Annotated in this window: 19 protein-coding genes and 1 pseudogene; 4 read left to right on the forward strand and 16 right to left on the reverse strand. The window is 44.7% G+C overall.

The window, feature by feature from the left end:
* Nucleotides 1-57 precede the first annotated feature (57 nt).
* The 5 genes from AACT52_RS07925 to AACT52_RS07945 all read right to left on the reverse strand — a co-directional run bounded on the left by AACT52_RS07925 (nt 58) and on the right by AACT52_RS07945 (nt 5834).
* Nucleotides 58-1557, reverse strand: coding sequence for a mechanosensitive ion channel family protein (locus AACT52_RS07925; protein WP_073630092.1), 1500 nt, complete (start codon nt 1555-1557; stop codon nt 58-60).
* Nucleotides 1550-3697: an adenylate/guanylate cyclase domain-containing protein gene (locus AACT52_RS07930; protein ID WP_073630094.1), complete on the reverse strand. Its 2148-nt coding sequence runs from the start codon at nt 3695-3697 to the stop codon at nt 1550-1552. Before AACT52_RS07930 ends, AACT52_RS07925 begins: the two co-directional genes overlap by 8 nt.
* Nucleotides 3698-3888: 191 nt before the next feature.
* Nucleotides 3889-4050 carry a hypothetical protein gene (locus AACT52_RS07935; RefSeq protein WP_158054584.1) on the reverse strand — a complete coding sequence of 54 codons (162 nt, stop codon included), beginning with the start codon at nt 4048-4050 and terminating at the stop codon, nt 3889-3891.
* 112 nt (nt 4051-4162) lie between these two features.
* Entirely contained in the window at nt 4163-5350 is a 1188-nt protein-coding gene (locus tag AACT52_RS07940; protein WP_083630209.1) for a mechanosensitive ion channel family protein, read from the reverse strand.
* Nucleotides 5351-5444: 94 nt separating this feature from the next.
* Nucleotides 5445-5834 (reverse strand): carbonic anhydrase family protein, encoded by a 390-nt coding sequence (locus AACT52_RS07945; protein WP_272937084.1) that lies wholly within the window; start codon nt 5832-5834, stop codon nt 5445-5447.
* A gap of 365 nt (nt 5835-6199) precedes the next feature.
* On the opposite strand from AACT52_RS07945, the gene AACT52_RS07950 reads away from it, so the two are divergent.
* The gene (locus tag AACT52_RS07950) at nt 6200-7135 is read left to right on the forward strand and encodes a LysR family transcriptional regulator (RefSeq protein WP_073630098.1); all 936 of its coding nucleotides are present in this window, start codon (nt 6200-6202) and stop codon (nt 7133-7135) included.
* 211 nt (nt 7136-7346) lie between these two features.
* On the opposite strand, the gene AACT52_RS07955 is transcribed toward AACT52_RS07950, so the two are convergent.
* From AACT52_RS07955 to AACT52_RS07970, 4 genes and pseudogenes are all read right to left on the reverse strand, one after another.
* Nucleotides 7347-8990, reverse strand: coding sequence for an EF-hand domain-containing protein (locus AACT52_RS07955; RefSeq protein WP_337251574.1), 1644 nt, complete (start codon nt 8988-8990; stop codon nt 7347-7349).
* Nucleotides 8991-9066: 76 nt separating this feature from the next.
* Nucleotides 9067-9357: pseudogene (locus tag AACT52_RS07960) on the reverse strand (phosphoglycerate mutase family protein); the annotation flags it as partial.
* Between the two features lie 100 nt (nt 9358-9457).
* Nucleotides 9458-10429 carry a glycerol acyltransferase gene (locus AACT52_RS07965; protein ID WP_233153873.1) on the reverse strand — a complete coding sequence of 324 codons (972 nt, stop codon included), beginning with the start codon at nt 10427-10429 and terminating at the stop codon, nt 9458-9460.
* Nucleotides 10430-10605: 176 nt separating this feature from the next.
* A complete protein-coding gene (locus AACT52_RS07970; protein ID WP_073630100.1) occupies nt 10606-10794 on the reverse strand; it encodes a hypothetical protein in 189 nt (62 codons plus the stop codon).
* Nucleotides 10795-10853: 59 nt separating this feature from the next.
* Between AACT52_RS07970 and AACT52_RS07975 the strand changes: the two genes are divergently transcribed.
* The 3 genes from AACT52_RS07975 (at nt 10854) to AACT52_RS07985 (ending at nt 13683) form a co-directional block, all read left to right on the forward strand.
* A complete protein-coding gene (locus AACT52_RS07975) occupies nt 10854-12092 on the forward strand; it encodes an RNA-guided endonuclease InsQ/TnpB family protein (RefSeq protein ID WP_073630102.1) in 1239 nt (412 codons plus the stop codon).
* 27 nt (nt 12093-12119) lie between these two features.
* A complete protein-coding gene (locus AACT52_RS07980; protein WP_233153874.1) occupies nt 12120-12425 on the forward strand; it encodes a molybdopterin dinucleotide binding domain-containing protein in 306 nt (101 codons plus the stop codon).
* Nucleotides 12426-13104: 679 nt separating this feature from the next.
* Nucleotides 13105-13683, forward strand: a complete 579-nt coding sequence (locus AACT52_RS07985; RefSeq protein WP_073630104.1) for a Uma2 family endonuclease — start codon at nt 13105-13107, stop codon at nt 13681-13683.
* Nucleotides 13684-14068: 385 nt separating this feature from the next.
* Here AACT52_RS07985 and AACT52_RS07990 read toward each other — a convergent pair whose 3' ends face one another.
* The 7 genes from AACT52_RS07990 to AACT52_RS08020 form a co-directional block, all read right to left on the reverse strand.
* Nucleotides 14069-15295, reverse strand: a complete 1227-nt coding sequence (locus AACT52_RS07990) for a hypothetical protein (RefSeq protein WP_073630106.1) — start codon at nt 15293-15295, stop codon at nt 14069-14071.
* A 574-nt stretch (nt 15296-15869) separates the two neighbouring features.
* Nucleotides 15870-16058, reverse strand: a complete 189-nt coding sequence (locus AACT52_RS07995) for a hypothetical protein (protein ID WP_143172755.1) — start codon at nt 16056-16058, stop codon at nt 15870-15872.
* Nucleotides 16055-17233, reverse strand: coding sequence for an ABC transporter permease (locus AACT52_RS08000; protein ID WP_073630108.1), 1179 nt, complete (start codon nt 17231-17233; stop codon nt 16055-16057). The genes AACT52_RS07995 and AACT52_RS08000 overlap by 4 nt, the downstream gene beginning before the upstream one ends.
* A gap of 254 nt (nt 17234-17487) precedes the next feature.
* On the reverse strand, nt 17488-18756 hold the full coding sequence (locus AACT52_RS08005; RefSeq protein ID WP_073630110.1) for an efflux RND transporter periplasmic adaptor subunit: 1269 nt from the start codon (nt 18754-18756) through the stop codon (nt 17488-17490).
* 82 nt (nt 18757-18838) lie between these two features.
* Nucleotides 18839-20053: a glycosyltransferase family A protein gene (locus AACT52_RS08010; protein WP_073630112.1), complete on the reverse strand. Its 1215-nt coding sequence runs from the start codon at nt 20051-20053 to the stop codon at nt 18839-18841.
* 45 nt (nt 20054-20098) lie between these two features.
* Nucleotides 20099-21232 carry a glycosyltransferase family 2 protein gene (locus AACT52_RS08015; RefSeq protein ID WP_073630114.1) on the reverse strand — a complete coding sequence of 378 codons (1134 nt, stop codon included), beginning with the start codon at nt 21230-21232 and terminating at the stop codon, nt 20099-20101.
* 71 nt (nt 21233-21303) lie between these two features.
* Nucleotides 21304-22476: a glycosyltransferase family 2 protein gene (locus AACT52_RS08020; RefSeq protein ID WP_073630116.1), complete on the reverse strand. Its 1173-nt coding sequence runs from the start codon at nt 22474-22476 to the stop codon at nt 21304-21306.
* Between the last annotated feature and the right edge of the window lie 62 nt (nt 22477-22538).

A 22538-nucleotide genomic window follows, 5' to 3' on the forward strand; every position in this document is an offset into this window, starting at 1 on the left:
CCCCACCTTATGAGTACATTGAAGGTGGGGACTTTCGCGCAATATTAAAATCCCTGTTTAATTATCGTCCAGCTCCCGCGAAAAAAATCGCTCTTCCTGTTGAGCCATACTTACGGCCTTGCTTCGCGCTTCTATAATTTGACCTATCTCACGCCCCAAGCTTGGTTGACGTTCAATCATCAGATTTACAGCATCTGAGTAGATGACAAGAACTTGCAAATCGTCAACGGCGGCGATTGATACCGGACTCGGTTCCCCACTAAACAGTGCCATCTCGCCAAAGAACTCACCACGCAAGATAGTCATTACCTCCAACTCCATGCCAAACTCGTTCGTGACGGTGACTAGAGCTTGACCTGCAATGATAATGTACAAAGCCTTACCAGGCTCGCCCTGCCGGATGACTTTCTCGCCAGCACCGAACTGTTGTAAAATAGTTCCCTTCGCTAAGTCATCCAAATTTTTCTGCTCACGAGCATAAGGCATAAATCCGGGAATTGAGTGCAGGCTTTGGGCTAATTTATTTGAAGCGCTATCTGTCTTATCAGCAGTTTCCACAGCATACTCGTATCGGTAGCGATATAGCGTCAGATTGTTTCGCTGCGCTGCGTACCAGACTCGCGTCATAAATCTATCAAGTATCTGCTCCACATCCTCAAAGTTTTCTATAAAGAACTCCACCTCATAAATAATTGCAGTTTCATCATAGGATGTAGTTTTGCTCTCTGGTTCGGGTTCGGCTAATATGCCCTGTGTAGCCAGAGCTGTACTTGTTAGTACCTGCTTGACGAGGTTAGGGGGGCTATCGTAGGAGAAGCCAATATTGATGCGTTGGTTATAAATGCGTTCTGGTTGGCTGTAATTATGGATTATTTGTTTTCCAATGAACTGATGAGGAACGACAATCACCTGACGCTGGAGATTTAGCAGGCGAACAGATCGCCAATTGATATCAATTACCTGCCCTTCGATCGCCTTGCCTTCGCCTTCGCTATTCCCAACGCGCAACCAATCACCGACGCTGAAGGGGCGTTCGAGAAGCAGCGCAATGCCAGACATGATGCTACCCAATGTGTCCTGAAGCGCCAAACCGATCACAATCGAGCTAACGCCTAATCCGGTAGCAAGACCTGCCAAATCTGCACCCCACACCGCCGCCAGCACGATCGCGCTTCCCACAAGCACCAAAAACAATCTGGAAAGGTCGATCAGTAGTTTGGGCATCCTTGCCCGCCATGTATTTGCCTCAGCTTCTTCAAACAAAATCACATTCAACAGCGAGAGAGAGGCGTAGATAACAGATATCCAAAACAGCGTTTCGACGAGCTTTGCAAAATTCCCGTTAACGTCAAGCTTCAGGACATTCCTGATTAAAACCATCAGCATTAAGACGGGCAGGACGAGGTTTTTCACAACCCGCAGCGTAGCCGCTATCGGTCTACCGCGCCTTTGTAGATGATAAATAACTTCTCCTAGTAAAACGACCAGGAGTGGGAACCCTAATCCGACAATTACTGCCCAGGTGTGCCAGTCACTTGAAAAGCTTAAATTACTCATAGACTTCTTCCCCTCCAACACTTACGGTCATCTGGGAACTTTTGAGTTGCCAAGCCACTAGCTTTTCTTTTCCAGGTTCTTGAATTTCACCAAAGAACTCAAAATCGTAGAGATCGTGCAGGCGATCGCAGACGTTTTGAGAAACTAAGATAGCTCCTGGCGGACAAGCCGACTTCAACCTATTGGCAATATTTACGGTATCACCCCAAACGTCGTAGAGCAATTTATTTTTGCCAATCACGCCTGCAACCACATCTCCTGAATTCATGCCAAGCCGCAGGTCTAAATGCAAGCCTTTTTCATAATTAAATCGCCGGACAAACGACAGCATTTCCAAAGCAAAATCTACTGTGCGTTTGTCATGATCCAGACGCGGCACACTCAGCCCGCATACAGCCATGTAACCGTCACCAATCGTTTTAATCTTCTCCAAACCGTATTTATCTGTCATTTCATCGAAGGCTGTTACCAGTTCATTAAGCAAGCTAACAACTTCTTGAGCAGACATCATTTGAGAAAGCTTGGTAAATCGGTCGAGGTCGGAAAACAAGACCGACACATTAGAAATCTGCTCGGCAATTTCTCTATCGCCCTGTTTGAGGCGTTTGGCGATCGCAGGACTAAATATATTTAAGACTAATGCTTCATTTTCACGATTTTTCTGTTCGATCAGTTTCGTTTCCGTGCGAAGGCTGCCTATTGTTTGGTTAAATGATTTAGCTAACTCTCCAAATTCATCTTGGGAACCAGATGTGACAACGGCATCAAATTCCCCAGCCCCCACCTTGCGGGCGCTTTTGATTAAAGTATTGATGGGTTTGACAAAGATTGTGGTCAGCCACATGGCAACAAGCGTGATTAGGGCGATGATTAAAGTAGCCCCAATCAAAACTGTTTTTTCAAACGAGTGAATTGGGGCATAAGCCTCAGAAACATCTATTTCCGCCAAGATAACCCACCTCAAGCCATCAATATTTAGTGGAGCATAAGAACTCAAAACTGGAATATTACGATAATCGTTGATAACCTGCGTACCCTGTTTGCCAAACAACGCTTCCTTTACTGCTTTTGTTTGCACGAGCTGTAGGAGGATTGTAGTATTGAACTCTTTGATTTTGTTGATGGTCTTTTCATCAGTACCGATAGAGCGTAGGGTTTTTGCATGACCTTTTGGGTTTTCAATCTGGAAACGAGACGCAGAGCGCATTAGATAATCCGATCCCACCAGATAACTTTCTCCGGAATCGCCCAAACCATTTTGTTTCCACTGTTTGTTGCCAGTCATAACATTGTTAATTTTGTCAACCGGAAGCTGGAACGCCAAAATACCAATGAATTGGGAGCCGTTAAAAATTGGGGCAGCGATAAAAGCCGCAGGCGCACTCCCAGAAGGGCTATACGGTTTAAAATCTACTATTTTCACATAGCCCTTTCCGTTTGCTACTCGTGCGGCGGCGATCGCTTCTGCTAGGTTACTCTCTTTGTAGGGTCCGTTAGTGAAGTTTGTGGTAAAATCGGTTTCTTTAAAAACCGTGTAGACAACGGTTCCTTGGGGATCGATCAAAAACATATCGTAGTAACCGTATTTTTGCACTAGATTGCGAAAAATCGGCTGGTAGCGGGCGTGAACGCGGCTGTAGGAGCTGCCATCGCCTGGGTCGTCAAGGAGAAGTTTCTTGCCAACGGGGTTGGGGTTAGCGACGGTGTAGTAGTATTGTAGGTAACGGGCAGCAGTTGTTTTTGGCGTGTAAGATGCGACAACGGGCGAACCCTCGTTAGTTCGCGCCAGTCTGGGGAGAAATTGTGTTTGGTAGTAGGTATCAATTTTTTTGTCAAAATCCGCTGGTACTGTTGATTTTTCCAGTTCGCGGTAAGCTGTGTTAAACTCCTGCATGGCGGCGACGATTGTCAAATCTTCGCTTAAAGTTTGGCTATGGATGTAAAGGTTTTCAAAATAATCTTCGATTTGATAAGTTTTGGCAGCCCGAAGGCTGGTTAATTGATTGAAGACCCTTTCGGTCAGAAGAGATCTACCAGCACTAGAGCATGTAAAGGTGCTTGCGAGCATAGCGCAAAGGCTAACTACCAGCAACATGACTATGAGTTTTGTTTTTATACTTAATTGCTTAAATAATTGCATAAAAATTTTCCTGATATTCTTTGCCTTATTTCTCTCATCAGACATCTGGTAAAAATTCAACTTTTGCCCCTATGCTACAAGGAGTATTGTTTATGGTCTTGTACAGCTTGTCCATTAATCCTTGAAGATTCAAGCCTCTTTCGAGCATCTCTATAAACTGCCGATTGCTTGATTTGACCTCTGAAAACTGGTTACACAGGTATTTGAGGCTCTGAATCCTTCAATAGCCCCGCATTCAGTCGATGGTACGACTGCTCTAAAGATGACAAATCAATATCCGCACTAGATATTCCGTTGTACTCAAAAGGATTGTCAAGATCGTAGATGAGCAACAACAAATACATGAATGACATAAATAGAAAACCTGAAATAATCAAATTGGTATTAAAATCGTCGCTACGCGTCATTAACAAAGTAATGCTTGAGGCAATTATCAGAAAATGCAGCAATGTATAGTCTGCTTTGTCAATTTTTGATCGGTTCTAAGTTATTTTGAGCTTCTCCAAGGTTGGTTTGGAGTTGCACCGGATAATAAGTGAATAGATTAATCTGCTCTTTTTCCAGTTGGCTCAGTATCGCTAAGTTGAGTTTTTCGATGGTATCAAAGTATAATTGAGGATTACCATTTGTATTAGCAAAAACCCGAATTTTAATCACACGAGAATTTCGATCAAGTTCGCTAAAGTAGATAAAAAACTTTTCCGTCAATATATCAATTGACTTCGGAATTTCTCGAAGAGCGACACAAATTTTCTCTATTTTTTCCGCAGAAATACCATCAATTTTTAGGGTTAAGTTGATACCTATTGAATTATCATTCCCTACCGATTGGAAGCAATTTTCAACGACTCCATTAATCATTTTAGAATTGGGCACTTTTTGGATAGTGTTTCTGCTCAGTATACGAAGGGTTGTACTTCTGAGTCCAACATTTTCCACCTTAATTAGACCCTCTACTCCATGCATCGTCACTTGGTCACCGGGTCGAAACAGATTATCTACGTAGATAATGATGGTACAACACAAGTCATAGATCAGGTCTTTGAGTAACAAACCTATGGCAACACCCGCTCCACCAAGCAGACCGATGAGTGCCCCTGCCGATGCACCCAAAAACACTTCACTTGCTTTGAGCAAGATAATCGCGATCGCCAACACCTGAAACAACTTCGGCAGATAGGGCACAAGCAAATCGTCTAGCTCGGTTTCAGTTGAGAGCGTCCATTGTTTAAGCACCTCTCCCAACACAGGAGCGGCACGGTAAACAACAAAGGCGAAGGTAGCGATCGCACCAAACCTGAGAATCCCTTCTACTTTTTCGTTCAATTGTGTTCCGAAATTTTCTGCCAGAATTAGCTGCACTATCCAGAGTCCACCGATAACAATCAGCCAGTTTAAAGGTTGCTTGATAATCTCGATTAACTCATCGTCAAAAGTGGTCTGCGTTTTGCTAGTCAGACGCTCGATTCTCCGAATGATAATTTCGGAGAAAACTTGTTTTAACGCCAGGGTAAGTGTGAGGACAATGACGATAATAACGATTTTGAACAGCGGTATCGGTGTATTGACGATAGAGATGTCTGCATTAAAAATGATTTTCAAAAAATCAGAACCAGCAAGAGCTTCTGTAAATGATATTGCAAAAGTTTTCATGTTTCCTAATTTGATACTTACACAGCGTTGTAGTCTCTTCTGTTTCAACTACCCCGACTTGCTTGTTAAAAATCGGGGATTGTTTCGTCGTTATTCAACTTGAACGCAACACAAAGCGATTGTTTAACGGTTGCACAGGTCTGGCGTCAATGGATATTAAGTTGGCAAATCGCTGGATCTGATTTTGTGAGATTTCAATAGGCTGCTGCATCACAATCCAGTTCACTCCTTGGGAGCAGGGTGGTGTCGTCAGAGAGCCAAAGTAGCGGTAAACTTTTCGGTCTTTTGGTAAAAATTGCTCTGCATTTACCTTCACTGTGTTCACTAATTGCTCTGGTTCATTGCGATTTGGGAATGCGTCCCAGATCGGTTGCAGGGCTGCATTGTGTTGTCCCTGCTTCAATAACACTCCAATCACAGCTAGCCCACCAGCCTCGCTGCGATGTACTAGATGCAGTTCCATGTCAAATGGTTTTTTATCAATGGTGTGTTCGCTTAGATTTTTTTCAAATAAATATGGTCTAACTCAACGATATTTAATAAAGATAAGTGTTCAACTTATGCTTGTTAAAGTTGAACAGATATTCACCTGATCATAGGAAAAAACTACAATTCTTAGAGAGTTCCTGTAGTGATACAATTAATTTTTTATCACTTAAAAAAATAGTATCACTTGAAAAAATAGTAAAATTCTATTTTCATACTATAAACAGTTATAAAGATACGGGTTCATGATTTTTGATCACTCCTAACGCAAGTGCGAAAAGTTTTGTGGAACAGCCTATAGTAAACATACTGATACTATGTAATTTAGTGTTTTTTGTCAAATGCATAAAACAAATAATACATATGCATAAAATAGATTTGTTGCAATTGGATCTTAATCTTTTACTGGTGTTACATGCTTTGCTGCTTGAGCGTAATGTCACGAATGCTGGAGAAAGAATTGGTTTGAGTCAATCAGCTACTAGTCACGCCCTGGGGCGATTACGCGAAATATTCAACGATCCACTGCTTGTGCGCTCAAACAAAAACATGGTTCCCACACCACGTGCTCTTGAGCTACTCGAACCACTAGAGAAAATTTTGTTAGATATCGAGGGATTGATTCAACCAACCATTTTTGAACCGAAAACAGCACAAGGTACTATTCAATTAGCGGCATCAGATTACTCAATCGTTGTGATTCTGCCAAAGGTTCTCAAGCTTCTTTCTGACAATGCACCTCATCTGAATTTAGAGTGTCATCATTGGCGTTCTGACATATTAGATTTACTGAGAAATGGAGAGATCGATCTAGGCTTAGGAGTTCTAAATCTACCCCAAACTTCGGAGTTGAGGTTCCAAACGTTATTTGTCGAAGATTTGGTATCTGTGGTTCGGGCTGACCATCCCATCACTCAAACAAATTTGACAATTGAGTCTTACGTTGCTTGGTCACACGCTTCAATCACTATCCCGAACTCGCCTGCAAGCCCAATCTTGCACTCGCCGATAAAGCATGTCGATAATGCGCTGTCAAACTTAGGTGTGAAGCGTCGGGTGATGTTGAAGTTACCGCATTTTCTCGCGGCTCCTGTGATTGTCGCTCAGAGCGATCTGATTCTGACATTACCTCGTCGAATAGCAATGATGTTTGCTGAATATGTAAACCTTGCTATCCTAGAGCCACCGATTGATTTTGGTCAGTACGACTATATGCAGTTTTGGCATGAGCGTCGCGATCGCGACCCGCTACACATTTGGCTACGCCAGCTCATAGCGTCCCAAACCCAGCTACTCTAAAACTTTAACAAAAATGCGTGTAACCAACAGATTGCCACCAATACACGCGCCCAGGCTTTGTTAAAATTTACGCTGGAACAACAAGTTGAATGTATGGCGATCGCGCTACTGCCTCCGAAGGAGCGCCTTTCAGTTAGACAAAGCTTTTATACTGACGGATTCCTCAACTGTTAGTATAAAAGCCCATAAAATACCTTTTATCTTCTTCCTCTTATGTTGTTACCGGGGATGCAGCAGCAGAGACAACGTTAAGGTTAGCAACTAACCCATAAGTTGATACATAGTCTTCTAACTCTTGCATATCGACTGTGCCATTTTTATCGGAGTCAAGAGTGGCAAAAAGATAATCAGTTACGTACCTCCTAACATCTTCAGAGCTACGTTCACCTGTTGTCATATCTTCAATTCGACCTAAAAGCTCCATAATCTCGTCTCTATCGAGTGCATTGCTACCATCTGTATCCAATTGCTGAAACAGTTTTCTCACATCTTCAGTTGCCATTCTCGAAGAACGCAGTGTTTCTCGCAATAATTCATTACCAAATGAATTCATAAACAATATCTGCTCGACGAGTGGTATGCAGAAGAACCCCAGTGCTGCCCAAAAAATTGCATATTTTACGGCTTCGGGATTTGCAGTTGCACTAACTCCAAGGAAAAGAGCTGCCCAAAGGAAAAAGTTTGGATTAACTAGCAGGATATAAGCATCCCTCGCTTCTGCCTTAATAAGCTTGGCTTTTGTAACCACTGAAGTTAATACGGCAAAGACGCGCATTAAGATAAAGACTAATGTTGCCACTGCCAATTGTTGCAGACAAGCTAGGGAACGGTTTGCATCCGTTGAGGAAAATAAACCGCCCAGAAATGTTGATGGAGTAAACTGAAACCCAGTTGCCAAAGCCATTAATGCGACAGCAAGCACTCCAATAAATTTCCAGTTCTTACTGTGGTGATTTGATTCAACAGGAGATTTGTCACGCCAAAATTGAGCTAAAGCTCCCGGTATTGCCAAACCAACAATTAGAATGACACCGAAAAATATCAGGCTTGAACTGTTAATTGGTAATTGTTTTGCCAAGCCAAATGTCACAATCAATGCAACTGGAGCGATAATTGATAATGTCCTTGATAAGATAGCCGACGGATAAAGATTACCGCCCCAGAGTACCGATAAAACTGGGGAAGTAAGAGCGGGTGGAACCATCCAAAAAAGCACCCACATAACTTTGTACAAATCCGCCGGACCTTGATACAAGATTCCAGAAAATATTAAAGCTAGCCCAACTACCCATCTCACCAACATCCACGCATAGACTATATACTTCACAGTTGAAGTTACTTTGCGTTTACTCGCTGCAAAGTCAATGTCTAGGTAGGTATAAAACGTTGAAGCCGCGAGACAAACAACGATTATCGCTCGAAATAGTTCTGAGGGAATTCCGACCGAGGAGGCGCTTATTGCCCTAAGGGAGCATCCCAGTAAGAAAGCAGCAGCATACAGCAAAATTGCCCACATAATTGACAGATCGTTGATCTGTTTACGCACCGAAGCTGCACCGCCAGATTCCTTGTCGCGAAACTTGACTAGCTCTTCACCACTGAGAGCTTTACCGTTAGGGAGTTTCAGATGTTTATAAGCCTCCGGTGGTAAATCACTTAAATAAAGTGCTAGAGGCTCCAATACATATTGGTGGCACACTACTAAAACAGTTTCGCCCCGTTTTAAGTGCGGTACAACCCGCTCTTCGTAGAAAGAAGCAGCGCGTCCGTAAACTTGTGCAATCTTCTCGCCAGCCGGAGGTGCAACGCCAGTGGGGATGCAACATTTCCTCGAAGCCTTCGTAGCCAAGGGCAAGACGTAGTAGATTCAGGTTACGACCCGCAAAAATGCCAAAGGATTTCTCGCTAATCCGATGGTCGATTTCAACAGGAATATCTGGTGACTTTAGCGCCTGACTTTCAGCAAGCGCGATCTCGCAAGTTTGCCGCGCCCGTCTCATGTGAGAGACATATACTGCATCAAACTTCACACCTTTTTTCTTAATGTCAACACCTGCACGGCGTGCCTGCAATCTACCAAATGCTGTCAGGTCAACATCCAGTACCCCGGCAAAAATGTTACGTTCATTGCTGGTACTTTCACCATGCCGAATAAAATAGGCACGTCCTGGCAGATTATTCTTTTCTGCAACAGACGCGCTGGTATTATTAGTTTTTACCACAATTGTTAAAAGTTTTAAGCCGAACTGTTTTAAAGTAGAATAAGGCTAAGTCACAAATTTTTCAATGATTTTTTTACAAGTTTAGTAAAGATTTAATGCTTCATTTAATACAAACCGGACAATAGAAGCCTCTTTCCTTTGCCTCAAGGCAGTCATACTTTTGTACTAGGTCATCGAGTTCCGCTTGCATCATCGCACGAACCCTTTCGTAACAAGCATCTATGTAACCACGGTCACGAGCTGCGGCACAACCGTAACGCTCAAACACAATCGGTGCACAGACACGAGTATGAATCTGCATGGGGAGCGGGAAATTTGGTACAGGTCCAATCCCCACCCCCCAAGGTAGCCCAAGGTAAACTGGGAAGACACCGGTGTTGCCATCAAGTAACCAGGGAAAGCCCCATTCATGCAATTGTTTCACCTGTTGGTAGAGGTCCGCTAGCACAATCAGAGTTGAGTGTGCACCATGAGAAATAATCGGCACAATTGGCACCTCCTCCCGCAAAGCCAGCTTGATGAACGCTTTATTATTTGCCAGATGAATTCGGTTTCGCCAACTGTAGGGACGAAACAAATCCTGGGCACCTCCAGGGTAAACGAGTAGCGCTGCATCGCTTCGTAGAGCAGCGATCGCCATTTTGGGATGCGCTATAATTGCCCCCACCTGGGCACCCGGCAAAGCGAAGATGGGAGTTTGCCAGGCTGACGGGTGCATCAAAGCGTAGACTAATCGTTCATAGCCAAAGGTACGGAACCAGTCATACATAAACATCGATGTATCTGGTGAAGCTAACCCGCCATTATGGGAACCGACAATCAACACTTTCCCAACCGATGGCATATGATGCCAACCAGAGGTTTGAACCTGAAAATAGTAGCGGTAGAACCATCCCCATATCGGCATCCAAGCTTTTATCGCCTCAGGGTTTCGCTCCGACAAAGACCAACCATCGAACCTACGACGCGAAGCTTTATCGTCAGCACCCGAGTTGTGTGTGAAAATACTTAACTTATCTAATAGTTCCTCAAACGGGTTAAAAATTTTGTCGCCTTCGCCGTGGCTGCCCATAAAAATATTCAAGTAGCTTAACAATCATTATTACAGCGTTGGAAGCAGAAAGCCCACAAGTGTATGGGTTCCTGAGTCACCCATACACGTCCGCGATTGTGTGGGATGAATGCGTTGCACCGTTCGGCTGAGCGCGGTTCGGCTGAGATCAGCGTCGAAGCCTCACGGCGAAGCCTTCAGGTGCAGTCAAAATGTTTTCTAATTAATTGCTCAATAAATTCACTTGCACTTACTTCTTTTTCTTTTGCAGCTTGTCTAACTTTCTGCCAACTACTATCAGTCAAAAAAATTTCATGCCCCTTTTTTAACTCTGCATAAAAAACAGGGTTATTTTTCGTTCTTTTTATTCCCTTTCCTGTTGACATTTTTAGAATACCTGGCTATACTAAATTAACTATAGGCAATACAAGGAGGTGAGTCAAGCGTGTTAGTTCTAGAGTACAAAGCTAAGGCTAGTAAAGCACAATACACGGCAATTGAGTCAGCTATTAAAACTACTCAATTTGTTAGAAATAAGTGTTTAAGGTATTGGATGGATGCTTCAAGAGAGGACAATATTAACAATGCAGCCATTAGCCGATACTCAACAGTGCTACGCGCTGACTTCCCCTTTGTTGCGGCGCTAAACTCAATGGCGGTACAAGCTGCTGCCGAAAGAGCCTGGCTTGCAATTTCGCGGTTCTATGACAACTGCAAAAAGAATAAACCAGGGAAAAAGGGATATCCCCGGTTTCAACACGATAACCGTTCTGTTGAATACAAGACGAGCGGTTGGTCATTGCATCCAACTAAACGGCGTATCACCTTCACTGACAAAAAACAGATAGGTGAACTTAAATTAATGGGCAAATGGGATATTCACACCTATCCTGTTAAATCCATCAAACGAGTTAGGATTGTCCGGCGTGCTGATGGATTTTATGTACAATTTTGTGTTGATGTTGAATGCAAAGAGGATGTTTCATTTACAGGGCAAGAGATTGGCTTAGATTTTGGCTTGGAACATTTCTACACTGACTCAAACGGACACCACGAACCCAATCCCAGGTTTTTGCGTAAAGCCGAGAAACAAGTTAAACACGCTCAACGCAGAATATACAAAAAGGAGAAAGGCAAGAACGGAAGAAAGAAGGCTCGAAATCGATACGCACGCAAACACCTGCATATAAGTAGACAACGCACCGAACACGCCAAATCAAGGGCACGTCACGTCATGCGGTCTAACGACTTATGCGTCTACGAAAACTTGCAGGTTATAAATATGGTGCGTAACCATCATCTAGCGCATAGTATCAATGACGCTGGATGGCGGCAGTTTCGGGGATATCTAGAATACTTTGCCAACAAGTATGGAAAAGTGGCACTAGCTGTAGAGCCTCACTACACCTCACAGCAGTGCCCAGATTGCGGCACGATGGTCAAGAAGTCGCTGTCAACCAGGACTCATACTTGTCAATGTGGTTGTGTCCTGCAACGTGACCATGCTGCTGCAATCAACATACTACGCAAGGGCAAAGAAAAAATTGCTACCTCTGGGCAAGGGGGAAGCAAGACTTCTAAACGGAAGTCAAGAAACGCTAGGGGAGTTGGAACCGCTACTCAGGTTGGTGCAAACCTGCTTGAGCAAGTTCCGACGTTGAGCCTAGAATCCCGCTCCTTCTAAGGGTGGGAGTGTCAAACGGGTAAACAAATGAACGGTGTTCGCTTAGTTCAAATCCATCCCAAAGTAGCGCAAGCAGCAGGCATTAACAACGGCGATGAGATCATTGTCGAAAGCCCCAGAGGATCTATCACAGGTACAGCTTTAATTTGGGAGGGAATTCGCGAGGACACAATTTTTGTGCCAAATTGGTTTGGTCAACAGCAGAAAATGGCGGAAGAACTCCGTACTCCCTACTACGAAGCAGCTAACCAATTGATAGACAACCAGTACTACGACAATCTTTCAGGACAGCTTGCCTTTAAGTGCTTTGCCTGCCGTGTGAAAAAGGCTTGATATCATAAGACCTCGTGGGAAGTATGGAAACGAGCGCGTCTATGCCTGCGGCACGCTGCGCGAACAGACCTGAGAGGAAATACGACTCGTGCGGCTTTAGTCGCTTTGTTCCATTACCGCCTTGGGGTTACTTGAATCGGTGTACTTTTGTAATGTACTTTCGAGCTTGACAATTACCATCTCAACTCGTTCACCCCTTCGGGTTCGCAGTTCCCTGGGCGTGGGAAACCCGCCTATGGCACTTCGTGCCACGCTGCGCGAACAGGACTGGACTCACCTGTACGCATAACGGTTTTGCACTCGATGTGCCTTCCCGAAAGGGAGTAATGTTAGCCTCTCCCAAGGGGAGACGCTGAGCCCTGCGGGCACGCTGCGCGAACGCGAACGACAATGTTAACGGTCGGTAACTATACCAAAGACACTGGCTTAACCCAATAAACTTGTTTAATCCCTGGTTTCTAGAGCTTGGAACTGGCTATGCCTAACGTCCCGTTGAGGGATACGCATTGTCCTCGGTAGGAACTTGAACACTTACCGTTAACGTAGTACTCAAGGTACGCGCGTCTGGTCAACTATGGTCAAGTCTTAGGCTAGAAGCCCAGTGTCTTTAGACCTGGGTTGTTGACGTCCGGTTAAGATGCAATTAAACAGAACATGTCTTTATAATGTTAGGACAGCCATGACCGCAATTACCATCAACTTTAATAATGTCGTTAAACTTAACGACGACCAATTTTACCAACTGTGTCGGGATAATCCCGATGTTAAATTTGAACGTAATGCTTTTGGAGAACTAATTGTAATGCCACCAACGGGGGGAGAAACAGGGAAACGTAATGCATTGATTATTGCGGATTTTGTAATTTGGAACCGTCAAACAAAACTCGGAGAGGTATTCGACTCCTCCACCTGTTTCAAACTCCCCAACGGTCCCGACCGCTCCCCCGATGTATCCTGGATACAATCAGAAAGATGGAACGCCCTTAAACCAGAACAACGCGAGAAATTTCCTCCTATCGCTCCAGATTTTGTTTTAGAGTTAATGTCCCCATCCGACAGTTTGAGTGAAACGCAAGCCAAAATGCAAGAATATATGAATGCAGGCGTAAAATTGGGTTGGCTTATCGACAGAAAAACTCGCTGTGTCGAAATTTATCGACAAGGACAACCAAAAGAAGTATTAGAGTCCCCCACAAGCTTATCTGGAGAAGATATATTACCTGGTTTTGTCTTAGATTTACAGATTGTATGGGGTTAATTTCAATTCCAAACAAGCTAAAATTTTAACTTTTTTAAAAGTGCTGAGAACGGGCGTGTTATTGTTATGCTTTTGGTCGCACAATCGCTCACTGAATCCCCCGACTTTTTGTCTAAATAGTTATGAGTAGCTTTGTCCAGAAATTAACTGACAGTTTCACACCCCTCAAGGCATTAATTCCTCTTAGACTCTAAAAATCAGCGAACGTACAGTTATCTACGCTAAAATCTTTCCCTCTCCTTTATAAGGAGAGGAATGCCCGACAGGGCAGGGTGAGGTTCGGTGCGCGTACAAAAGGAATTTTGAGTCATTCGATGACTTGTGCGTACACCGTAGCCTTTTTAGGGGAGGGGAGATCAACCCTTATCTGAACCCGTATTGGCTTTTAATTTCCAATTGGTGGTGCTAAAGGTTGGCGTGGTGTACCGCCCCCACCAACGCTCTTCGGTCCGTTGTTGTCCACAACCTTCACGGCACCAATGATTTTGGCGAAATCAGCTTGGAGTGCGGCATCTCCATGAACTTCATGCCCAGTGACTTGCTCGTACTCTTGCTCGGCACTGCGCTCAAGGCAGAGGTAATTGTAGTCCCACCCGGAATCGTCAACAACATAAGCACCGTAATTTTGCATTGCTTCAAAGATTTTCTTGCCTGCTTTACTAGTCAGTCCGAGGCTTTCTGCTGTACTTTCCGGCGGAATTGCTAGCAACGAACCCATGACCAGCGCCGGATTGGAGCCATGGTATTGGTTTGGTGCATTAAAATCAGCGAGACGGGCAGGCCAGCGGCGACCGGGGGTTGACGATGAAGAATTGTAGTGCAACCATTTGCCCCAGATAACAATCTTGAGTGCATGACGAATAGGCTCGTCGTTCAACAACTCACCTTTGCGAATGCTACCGCCAATGCTCGACATTCCTGAGCCACCATGTCCACCGTCAATGCCATCACCGTAAATATCCTGCTCTCCAAACCAAACACCGTAAAGCGGCGCACCCTCCTGACAACGGGTGGTGACGTTATAAGACACCAAAGTTCTACCATCTGGCTTCAAAAACGCTGAGGAGTTGTTTGGAGTAAATCCTGGCTTTGCATCCTGAATGACAAGATCGTAAGGAACCTTCAACGGTTGACCCGCTTCAGAATGCCATTGTGCTTGCTGCTGTGGGGTAGAGCCGGTGCAGCGACCTTCACCCCAGGCACCAGGCATATAAGTGGACACACCCGGATCGCTTTCCTTGGTTATGATGAACCAGTCGGTGTCAACTCCAACGCTCTTTGAGCCAATATAGGCATCAACATATTGGGCGTTTGATCCAATCGGCATATTCCAAATGCTGTCGCAGGCGAACGGCTGTGTGTACTTATCACGTGCTTGACCAGAACCGCATTTGCTAGTATCTGAACTGAATGTTGGAGTGCTAGCTTCAGCTATGAAAGTGGGAGTAGTAGGAGTTTGATGTGAAAGCCTTTTTGAGCTATTTGCTAGCTGCGAATCTGTTTCTTTACTCAGACTCAAGCTTGATTGATTTTTAATGCTAACGCCGATTACAGAAGCAGCATTGAGGGCATGGCTAATAGAACTCAAGGTACTAGGTTCAGAAATTATCATTTGCCTCTTCTCTCCTTATCAAGGTTGGCTAAAGCTCACATTTAATGAGTCTTCTTGCTCCAAGTTGGTAGAGGCAAAACCCTGAGAAACTGAAATTTTATTCCAAGGGATTTGACGCCCTGATCGGATTTGAGCTTACATAAACCCAGAGTGGAATTTAGCTTGCTCACGCAAGTAAGGGTTGCTCAAACTTTTCTAATGGTCATCTAATCAACGCAAACTTGTTAACAATATGTCAAAACCTATAAATATGTCAATCCGTAAGTTCTAGCTCTGCCACTAATAAAGTGTGCCAAGTCAGTCTGCAATTGTAGCAGTAAATTATACCAATTCAAAAAATCAACCGGAAACGAGTCTAAAAGATATATCGTACAATTACTAGTCTCTTTAAGTATTATCTCTGTTTAATGAAATAAATTGTCGATTAGCATCGAGACATTATGTAATCGCCATTTCAATAGTAATTTTTATAACATAATTAGTGCCAAATTATCGTCTTTCATATAGCTATAAATTATCACCTTTCATATAGCTATAAGGCTTATAAAACAGAGATGAACGCTAAAAAAGGCGTTCAACACTCTGTCAAAATTAAGAGTCCGTCAAAAATATCCGAAACGCAGTCTGGGTAAAGGTTGTTAGGAGTGCGATCGCCCAAAAGGCACTGCCTGCCGTAAGTCCTAAAGGAGGCTTGTGCCAACACAGCGTCTGGGCTACACCAGAAGGCAATCGCAAAACTTGTGAGAAATGCTATTTCTATCACTGTGAGCGTAAGGCTTGGACTGGGTCGATCTGGCTGGCTCGCAGGGCGGGAGGCAAACCAGCGCCCACCCCCACCAGTAGCGCTGAACCCAACGCTAGCGTTGCGATAGAAGTGTCAAACTCGTACGGCAATTTAAAGGTATCAGTGACTACAACCGTCAATCCATGCACCACCCCAAGACCAACTGTTCCTCCTAGTAAACTTAAAAGCGCAGCTTCCAGAATAAACTGCAGCATGATTTCCTGCTTTGTTGCTCCCACTGCCCGTCTCAAACCAATTTCAGCAGTTCGTTCCGTCACCGAGGCAATCATAATATTCGCAATTCCGACACCGCCAACTAAGAGGGCGATCACCCCTACCACCGTCAGTCCTTGGGACGCCATCTCAAGGGTTTGCTGCTGCTGTAGAAGATCTGAGACATTGTTCCAAAACCTAAATTTTTGACCTGGGTATCGTTGCTGTAGCAGTTCCTCAGCTTGGTGGCTCAAGTCTTCCACGTCTTCGAGTTTGTCGGGACGCATTTGAATGCTACCAATGTCGCGGCTACCAGTCAGAGCATTGTAAGCAGACATTGTTATATACAGTTGCCCCTCCGGAGGAGCATTTTCATCTAGAGTAGTCGTTACTACCCCCACAACGATATAAGGTCTATTCCCAGTATAAATCATCTTACCCACAGCGTTTTGCCCACCGAAAAGTTGTTCTGCCAGTAGTTGATCGATGACGGCTACTGGTCGGTAGCTGGCAAAATCTTCCGCCGTAAAGAATCGTCCTGACACTAATGCTTTTCCTGAAGTCAGCAAAAAATCTTGGGAAACAGGTGACATGGGCGGAGTGAACTCCTTGTCCTGAAATACAGTTGGTGTAGCACCAGCCCAATTAAAAGAACTGATTGCCCGCAAGCCCACCAGCCGTTCTCGTAAGAATTCCATATCTTCTAACTTGAGTTGAGTGGTCCGACCACCATCCTTTTTTGGGTATACTGAGGCTTGAGGTGCGCCTCGCTTTGCCAGTTCCTGAGCAATCATAGCTCGGCTAATGTTACCGACTTGAAGCGTAGCGCTGACAGCAGCCACACCCATAAACACTCCTAAAGTTGTCAGTCCAGAACGTAAAGGGTTCTTAGCCAAGGAGCGAAAGGTGATATTCAGTAAATCTAAAGGTGAAAGACCCATAGTGCAAATTCAAAATTCACGCATTCAAAATTCAAAAAAATTAATTAGTTTGGAATTCAAAAATTTTTAATTACAATTCAAAAAACGGCGTTGCTGAATCAAGATATGAATTTCAAAATTCTCTCAAAATTCTCATTGATGTAGAACTTTCGGAGCCGAGCGTTCGTACAGAGATTGCAGGAAATTCAACATCGTGCTACAACCATAATTCATTACCAAATTCATCAACGCCCAAAAAACTCATTTTGAATTTATCATTTTGAATTTTGAATTCCCCTTGGGGTTCCCCCTTGGGGGGTGACTGGGATTCCTGGCTTGAGTTGCGACTGGGCGGGCGGTACTATAACCTGTTCGCCTGCACGCAAACCAGAGGTCACTTCTACGGTCACTAATCCCTCCAATCCCAAGTTAATGGTTCGTTTTTGTGCCTTATGTTGACTATCCTGAACCCAGACAAAGGGCTGGGGTCCAGAGCGTTGAATAGCATCTGTACTCAAAACGACTACGTTTTGCCGTTGTTCTAAAACAATCTCAACATTCACCCGGCTACCAGGGAGCAACTTGGTAGTAGGGGTATTAAGCAGCACTGTTGCAGGTACCGTTGCTTGAGTCGATTGGTTTTGGTTGCCGCCCTCTTTCTGAGTTTCTTCAGGTGTCAGTGCTTGAGGATACAAACTTTGCACATATCCAGTGAACGTCTGTGCTGATGGTCCGATCGCATTGACGCGGGCAACTTGGTTGACCCGGACTCGGGCTGCATTGAGCGTAGAAAGCTGAAGCTTCACGAGTACTTGCTTAGGGTCGCCTAAGGTGAGCAAATTGGTGCGTAACTCAACCCCCTCACCGTCCTTAACATAAATACCCAAAACTGCGCCATCAAACGGTGCACTCACGGTGGTGTCTTGGAGTTGCTGCTCAATACCTTGGCGATCTAACTGTAGGCTTTGCAGTTCGAGGGCGGATTCACGAGCTTCTTTTTGAGCTTCTCGCTGGTCAGCCCTCGCTAGGCGGACTTCGTCCTCTTGCTGCTGGAATAGTTGTCTTGTAATAGCTCCTTCTTTGATCAAGGGAGTAAGCTTCTGGAGTTCCCGTTCCTTCGCTATGAGCTTCTCCTGAGCCTCGGTAATTTTATCCTGACTGCGTGCGAGCTTGAGTTTCTCTTGCTCAATCTTCAACTGCTGTTTGGCAAGAGCAATTTTTCGCTCAGGGTAACGCAGGGTGAGTAGCACTTGACCTGACCTGACTTTCTCCCCTGGCGTTACCAGTACCCGATCCACTGCACCCTCTGTTGGGGATTTGACGATCCTCTGTTCGCGCAGTTCAACAGTACCGCCTTCTGTGATTGTGGTTTCAACATTGCCACGCTCTACAGTCAGCAAGCGTACTGCCACTGGTTCGGGAGATTGATTTAAAACTAGGAAATACGTCAGCCAGCCGCCGCCGCCGACAACAGCCAGAGCAGCTGGCCACGCTAGCCATTGCACTCCGGTTTTGAATTTCTTTTTTTCCTTTTGCCAGATCATGACACTTCACCCGATCAGTTTGCAGTTCACTCTTAAGCGAGTGCAGCCCAAGGCGCTCACCTCACATTAATGTCGAAAGACCTCATGGTCCCAAATCGAACACAACAAGGCGACTGTTGTGCAAAATGCAGCGGAAATTTGAATTGAGATAATTTCTGAACTGAGAGTAGTAATCAAGCCACCAGAAGGCTGGCCAGCCAATGACCATAAAGCTTGCTCCGCAGTCGCGCATTCGTTCAAGTTCCCGGATGGCGGTTTCGTCATCAGATGGCGCTCCCCAGTACTGACCTTCATGTTCGAGGAAAGGAAGGGCATCGAATTCTGGAAAAATTTCTGCACCCCATTGATTTTCATCAACCAAAATAAAACGCTTCCCTGTAGGAATCACGGCTGCAATCTCCCGAATGGCAATTTCCAGCCGTTCTGACCAGTTCAGATTGAGTTTTGGTACAAGCTTATACGTAAATTCACTACGACGCATACTTATGTGCAACAGCCGCTCTGCCAGCCAGCGACGATAGGATGCATCTTCTGCACGCGGCGACTGTAGCAAATAAGCGATCGCATCAGTACGTTCTGCCATCACAGCAAGCGCTCCTGTTCCACTAAGAGAGTGAAAGCTAACCTGGGAATCCTGTTCAACGTGAAACCGGACTTGAGCCAACTGTTTGGCAATAAAAAAGAAATCGAATTGCGTCGCCATGCGCAAGTATAAGTTCAAGTCTAGCAAGTACTTTGAGTGCGTTATGTCGAATCCCCCAACCGCCCTGAGGGCAGAAGCGCGAAACATCACCGCACTGGTGCGCAAAATCCATTTCCGTCCATCAACAATTTGGTGGATGAACTCTAGACCGTCGATCAACCCTTGTGGCAAGTTGTCTGAAAATTCTGTGCCTTTGACCTGTAGTACAACACCGTTAGTGTCGATAAATTCAGCTTGGGCAGCCGATAGACCAGCATGAGGATGGTTGTCCAATCCTAAGACAGACTCGCGGATGAAGTTGGGCAGCAGTATGTCATCGTCCGACAAGATGCTCAGATAGGGGCTAGAATTTATCTCAATCGTTCGCTGCCAATTGCCAAATATTCCTATATTAGCATCATTACGTACATAAGTGATTCGCGAATCTGAGAATGAGCGTACAACTGCCTCTGTATCATCGCAAGAAGCATTATCCAGCACAAGAACTTGGAAATCTGGATAGTCCTGTGCCAGTGCGCTCTTAAGGCTAGCTTTTAGTAACTTCGAGCGATTGTAGGTTGGGATTGCGATGGTAACTTTGGTTTCAGGTATCATATGGTTTCTACTCACCCCCAATGTGGGAATAACGCCTACACAGTATCAAGCTGATATGCGCAAATCAAAGACAACCAAGCGCTGCGAATCTAAAACACAGCGAAACTTGGTACGCAGATAGCGAGCGAATTCAGCATAGTAGTCAAACCACCAAAAAGCTGGCGATCCAAACACGATGAAACTTGCCCCTTCACGGCGCAACCGCTCAAATTCCTCTATTGCAATAACATCATCACTGGGTACTCCCCAATACATACCATCTTTTTCTAAAAAGGGGATTGACTGACTATGTTCAAGTAGCTGTCCATTCCATCCCCATTCATTCATATCAACTAAAATATAGTTTTGTTTTGGTGGAATTAAGGGTTCGAGTTCCTGACCCAATTCGACCATATGCTGGATATACTTATAGCCAGAACTTTGAGCGCATTCAAAAGCATCTTTAATTTGAATGTCCTGTTCCTGTAAAAACTTACGCAGGACTGTCATTTCATAGTGATATTGGTTAAGTTGCCAGCGATAAGTAGTCTTGCTAGTGCCATTATCACCATGAATGCGATACAAAGCCTGATACTCAACAATGCGCTTGATGCTGCCAAACAAGGGAGCAAGAATTGCTAGGTAGGAATCGGCATTGATTCGATAGTGAATCTCCGGTATGGGCAAAACCCTTTTTAAGTAACTACGTGCCCAAGCATTGCCGCTAGTAGGGGAGAAGACATGACCATCTACACCACCAGTGAGTTGTGCATCAAGCAAATCTCCTTCTGGCAAAGGTTTTTCAGGAAATAACTTGTCCAACGGTTTCCCATGAACATCAATAGCACACAAAGGCCAATGTACCTTGACCACGTTTGGTTCGTGCAGCAGTGAGACTGCTTTTTCAACAGCACTGGGTAGCAAAACATCATCTGCATCTAAGAAGCAGACAACCTCACCACGACTGACGGCAAAACCGGCGTTGAATGCTGACCCCTGCCCACCATTCTCTTTCAAAACGGGAATAATTCGTTTTCCGTAATTGGCGATGATTTGCTGTGAGCCATCTATTGAACCATCATCCACTACGATGACTTCCGTAGGTTGATAGGTTTGATTCAAAGCACTTGCGATCGCCTCACGCAGAAAACGCCCGTAGTTGTAGTTAGTTATTATAATACTTGCTATAGGTTTTTCCATTAGATATGTGTGAAAACTAATCTCAAATTGTTGCTGTCTTTGGGCTAATGTTTAATTTCTGGAGATGTCTATTAGCGTAAGTCAAACACAATGAGACGCTCATTTTGTAATACACAGGGAAACTTTTGACGCAAATAGTCATGAAATCCGCTATAATACTCCAGCCACCAAAAAGTGTGCATCAGAAAAACTATCGCGCTGGCACCAGCTTGGTGTAGGCGATCAAATTCTCGAATAGCCGTGTCGTCATCTGTTGGAGCTCCCCAATACTTTCCATTGTGTTCAGTAAAGGGTATAGTCCGAAAACCCTCGATGATTTCATTGCCATTTAGCCAATCTTCATCGACCAAAATAAAGGGTTTGTGCGCCGGTATCAGAGCTTTGAGTTCCTCCATGCTTGCATGAAGCTGACCGATACGATTTCGCTCGATCGCAAAATCCAGATCTGCTGTCACCTGAACCAGATTCCACTTCTTTGGAATACGATCAAGATCCTGTTGAGCTCGTTCGAGATCCCATCTCATAAAGAAATAGTCCAGGTCATCACGACGGGGAGGAAAAGGGTGCCAGAAATGAACAACAGACTTCGGCTCAAACACAACTGGAATCTTGGCATTATATAAAGCCAAACTAGAATCGATCCAGTCTAGATAAACAACCTCTTCATCAAAAGGAGCGACTTGGTCAAAAACGCTTCGGCGATAGAGCTGACAGTGAGCCTCTCCAGACAGTTCTATCGTTCGGCGATGGGAACCTTTATCAAGTTGTTGCTCGTCTGTAAACGGAAGGATTTTGTATTTGACTCCGTCGGTTGTTTGCACTGAGTGGATCTGACCCAGGTTTGGGTCCCAGTGAAGTTTTGTCTCTCCCAAACGCCCCTCGATAATGCGTGGTATTGCCACATCAGCCGGATGCTCTTCGCATGCTGCCATAAGTTGAGATAGCCAGCCCTCCTCAACAATAACGTCACTCTCTATAAAGCACACAAAATCATCTTTGGCTTGCTGAATCACCAGATTTTTGCACTGGTTAGGCGTTAGGTAATGGTTCTTGTGGATAACTTCCACATGACTACGTCCGTCTAGCACCTGTTCAATCTGCTGCCAATACACCTTTGGGGTGTTGCAGTCCACTACGATCAGCTTAAAGGGGATGTGGGTGTAATCGAAAATCCGCTGCAAAGATTCAGCAGCTAAGGAGAATTGCTCGCGAGGAATGAATCCGATGGTTACTGTTGATGACATGTAGCAGTCTTATTTGAGTTGTAAAAATTATCAACCGCCAAGACGCCAAGAGCGCCAAGAAA

It is taken from the genome of Scytonema sp. HK-05 (genome assembly GCF_963872035.1).
In the GTDB taxonomy this organism is placed as follows: domain Bacteria; phylum Cyanobacteriota; class Cyanobacteriia; order Cyanobacteriales; family Nostocaceae; genus Kalymmatonema.

What these genes read in the sequence shown, in the direction of transcription:
- AACT52_RS07925 (WP_073630092.1), bottom strand. Translation starts at nt 1,557, where the DNA reads ATGAGTAATTTAAGCTTTTCAAGTGACTGGCACACCTGGGCAGTAATT.
- AACT52_RS07930 (WP_073630094.1), bottom strand. Translation starts at nt 3,697, where the DNA reads ATGCAATTATTTAAGCAATTAAGTATAAAAACAAAACTCATAGTCATG.
- AACT52_RS07935 (WP_158054584.1), bottom strand. Translation starts at nt 4,050, where the DNA reads ATGTCATTCATGTATTTGTTGTTGCTCATCTACGATCTTGACAATCCT.
- AACT52_RS07940 (WP_083630209.1), bottom strand. Translation starts at nt 5,350, where the DNA reads ATGAAAACTTTTGCAATATCATTTACAGAAGCTCTTGCTGGTTCTGAT.
- AACT52_RS07950 (WP_073630098.1), top strand. Translation starts at nt 6,200, where the DNA reads ATGCATAAAATAGATTTGTTGCAATTGGATCTTAATCTTTTACTGGTG.
- AACT52_RS07965 (WP_233153873.1), bottom strand. Translation starts at nt 10,429, where the DNA reads ATGGGCAGCCACGGCGAAGGCGACAAAATTTTTAACCCGTTTGAGGAA.
- AACT52_RS07970 (WP_073630100.1), bottom strand. Translation starts at nt 10,794, where the DNA reads ATGTCAACAGGAAAGGGAATAAAAAGAACGAAAAATAACCCTGTTTTT.
- AACT52_RS07980 (WP_233153874.1), top strand. Translation starts at nt 12,120, where the DNA reads ATGAACGGTGTTCGCTTAGTTCAAATCCATCCCAAAGTAGCGCAAGCA.
- AACT52_RS07985 (WP_073630104.1), top strand. Translation starts at nt 13,105, where the DNA reads ATGACCGCAATTACCATCAACTTTAATAATGTCGTTAAACTTAACGAC.
- AACT52_RS07990 (WP_073630106.1), bottom strand. Translation starts at nt 15,295, where the DNA reads ATGATAATTTCTGAACCTAGTACCTTGAGTTCTATTAGCCATGCCCTC.
- AACT52_RS08000 (WP_073630108.1), bottom strand. Translation starts at nt 17,233, where the DNA reads ATGGGTCTTTCACCTTTAGATTTACTGAATATCACCTTTCGCTCCTTG.
- AACT52_RS08005 (WP_073630110.1), bottom strand. Translation starts at nt 18,756, where the DNA reads ATGATCTGGCAAAAGGAAAAAAAGAAATTCAAAACCGGAGTGCAATGG.
- AACT52_RS08010 (WP_073630112.1), bottom strand. Translation starts at nt 20,053, where the DNA reads ATGATACCTGAAACCAAAGTTACCATCGCAATCCCAACCTACAATCGC.
- AACT52_RS08015 (WP_073630114.1), bottom strand. Translation starts at nt 21,232, where the DNA reads ATGGAAAAACCTATAGCAAGTATTATAATAACTAACTACAACTACGGG.
- AACT52_RS08020 (WP_073630116.1), bottom strand. Translation starts at nt 22,476, where the DNA reads ATGTCATCAACAGTAACCATCGGATTCATTCCTCGCGAGCAATTCTCC.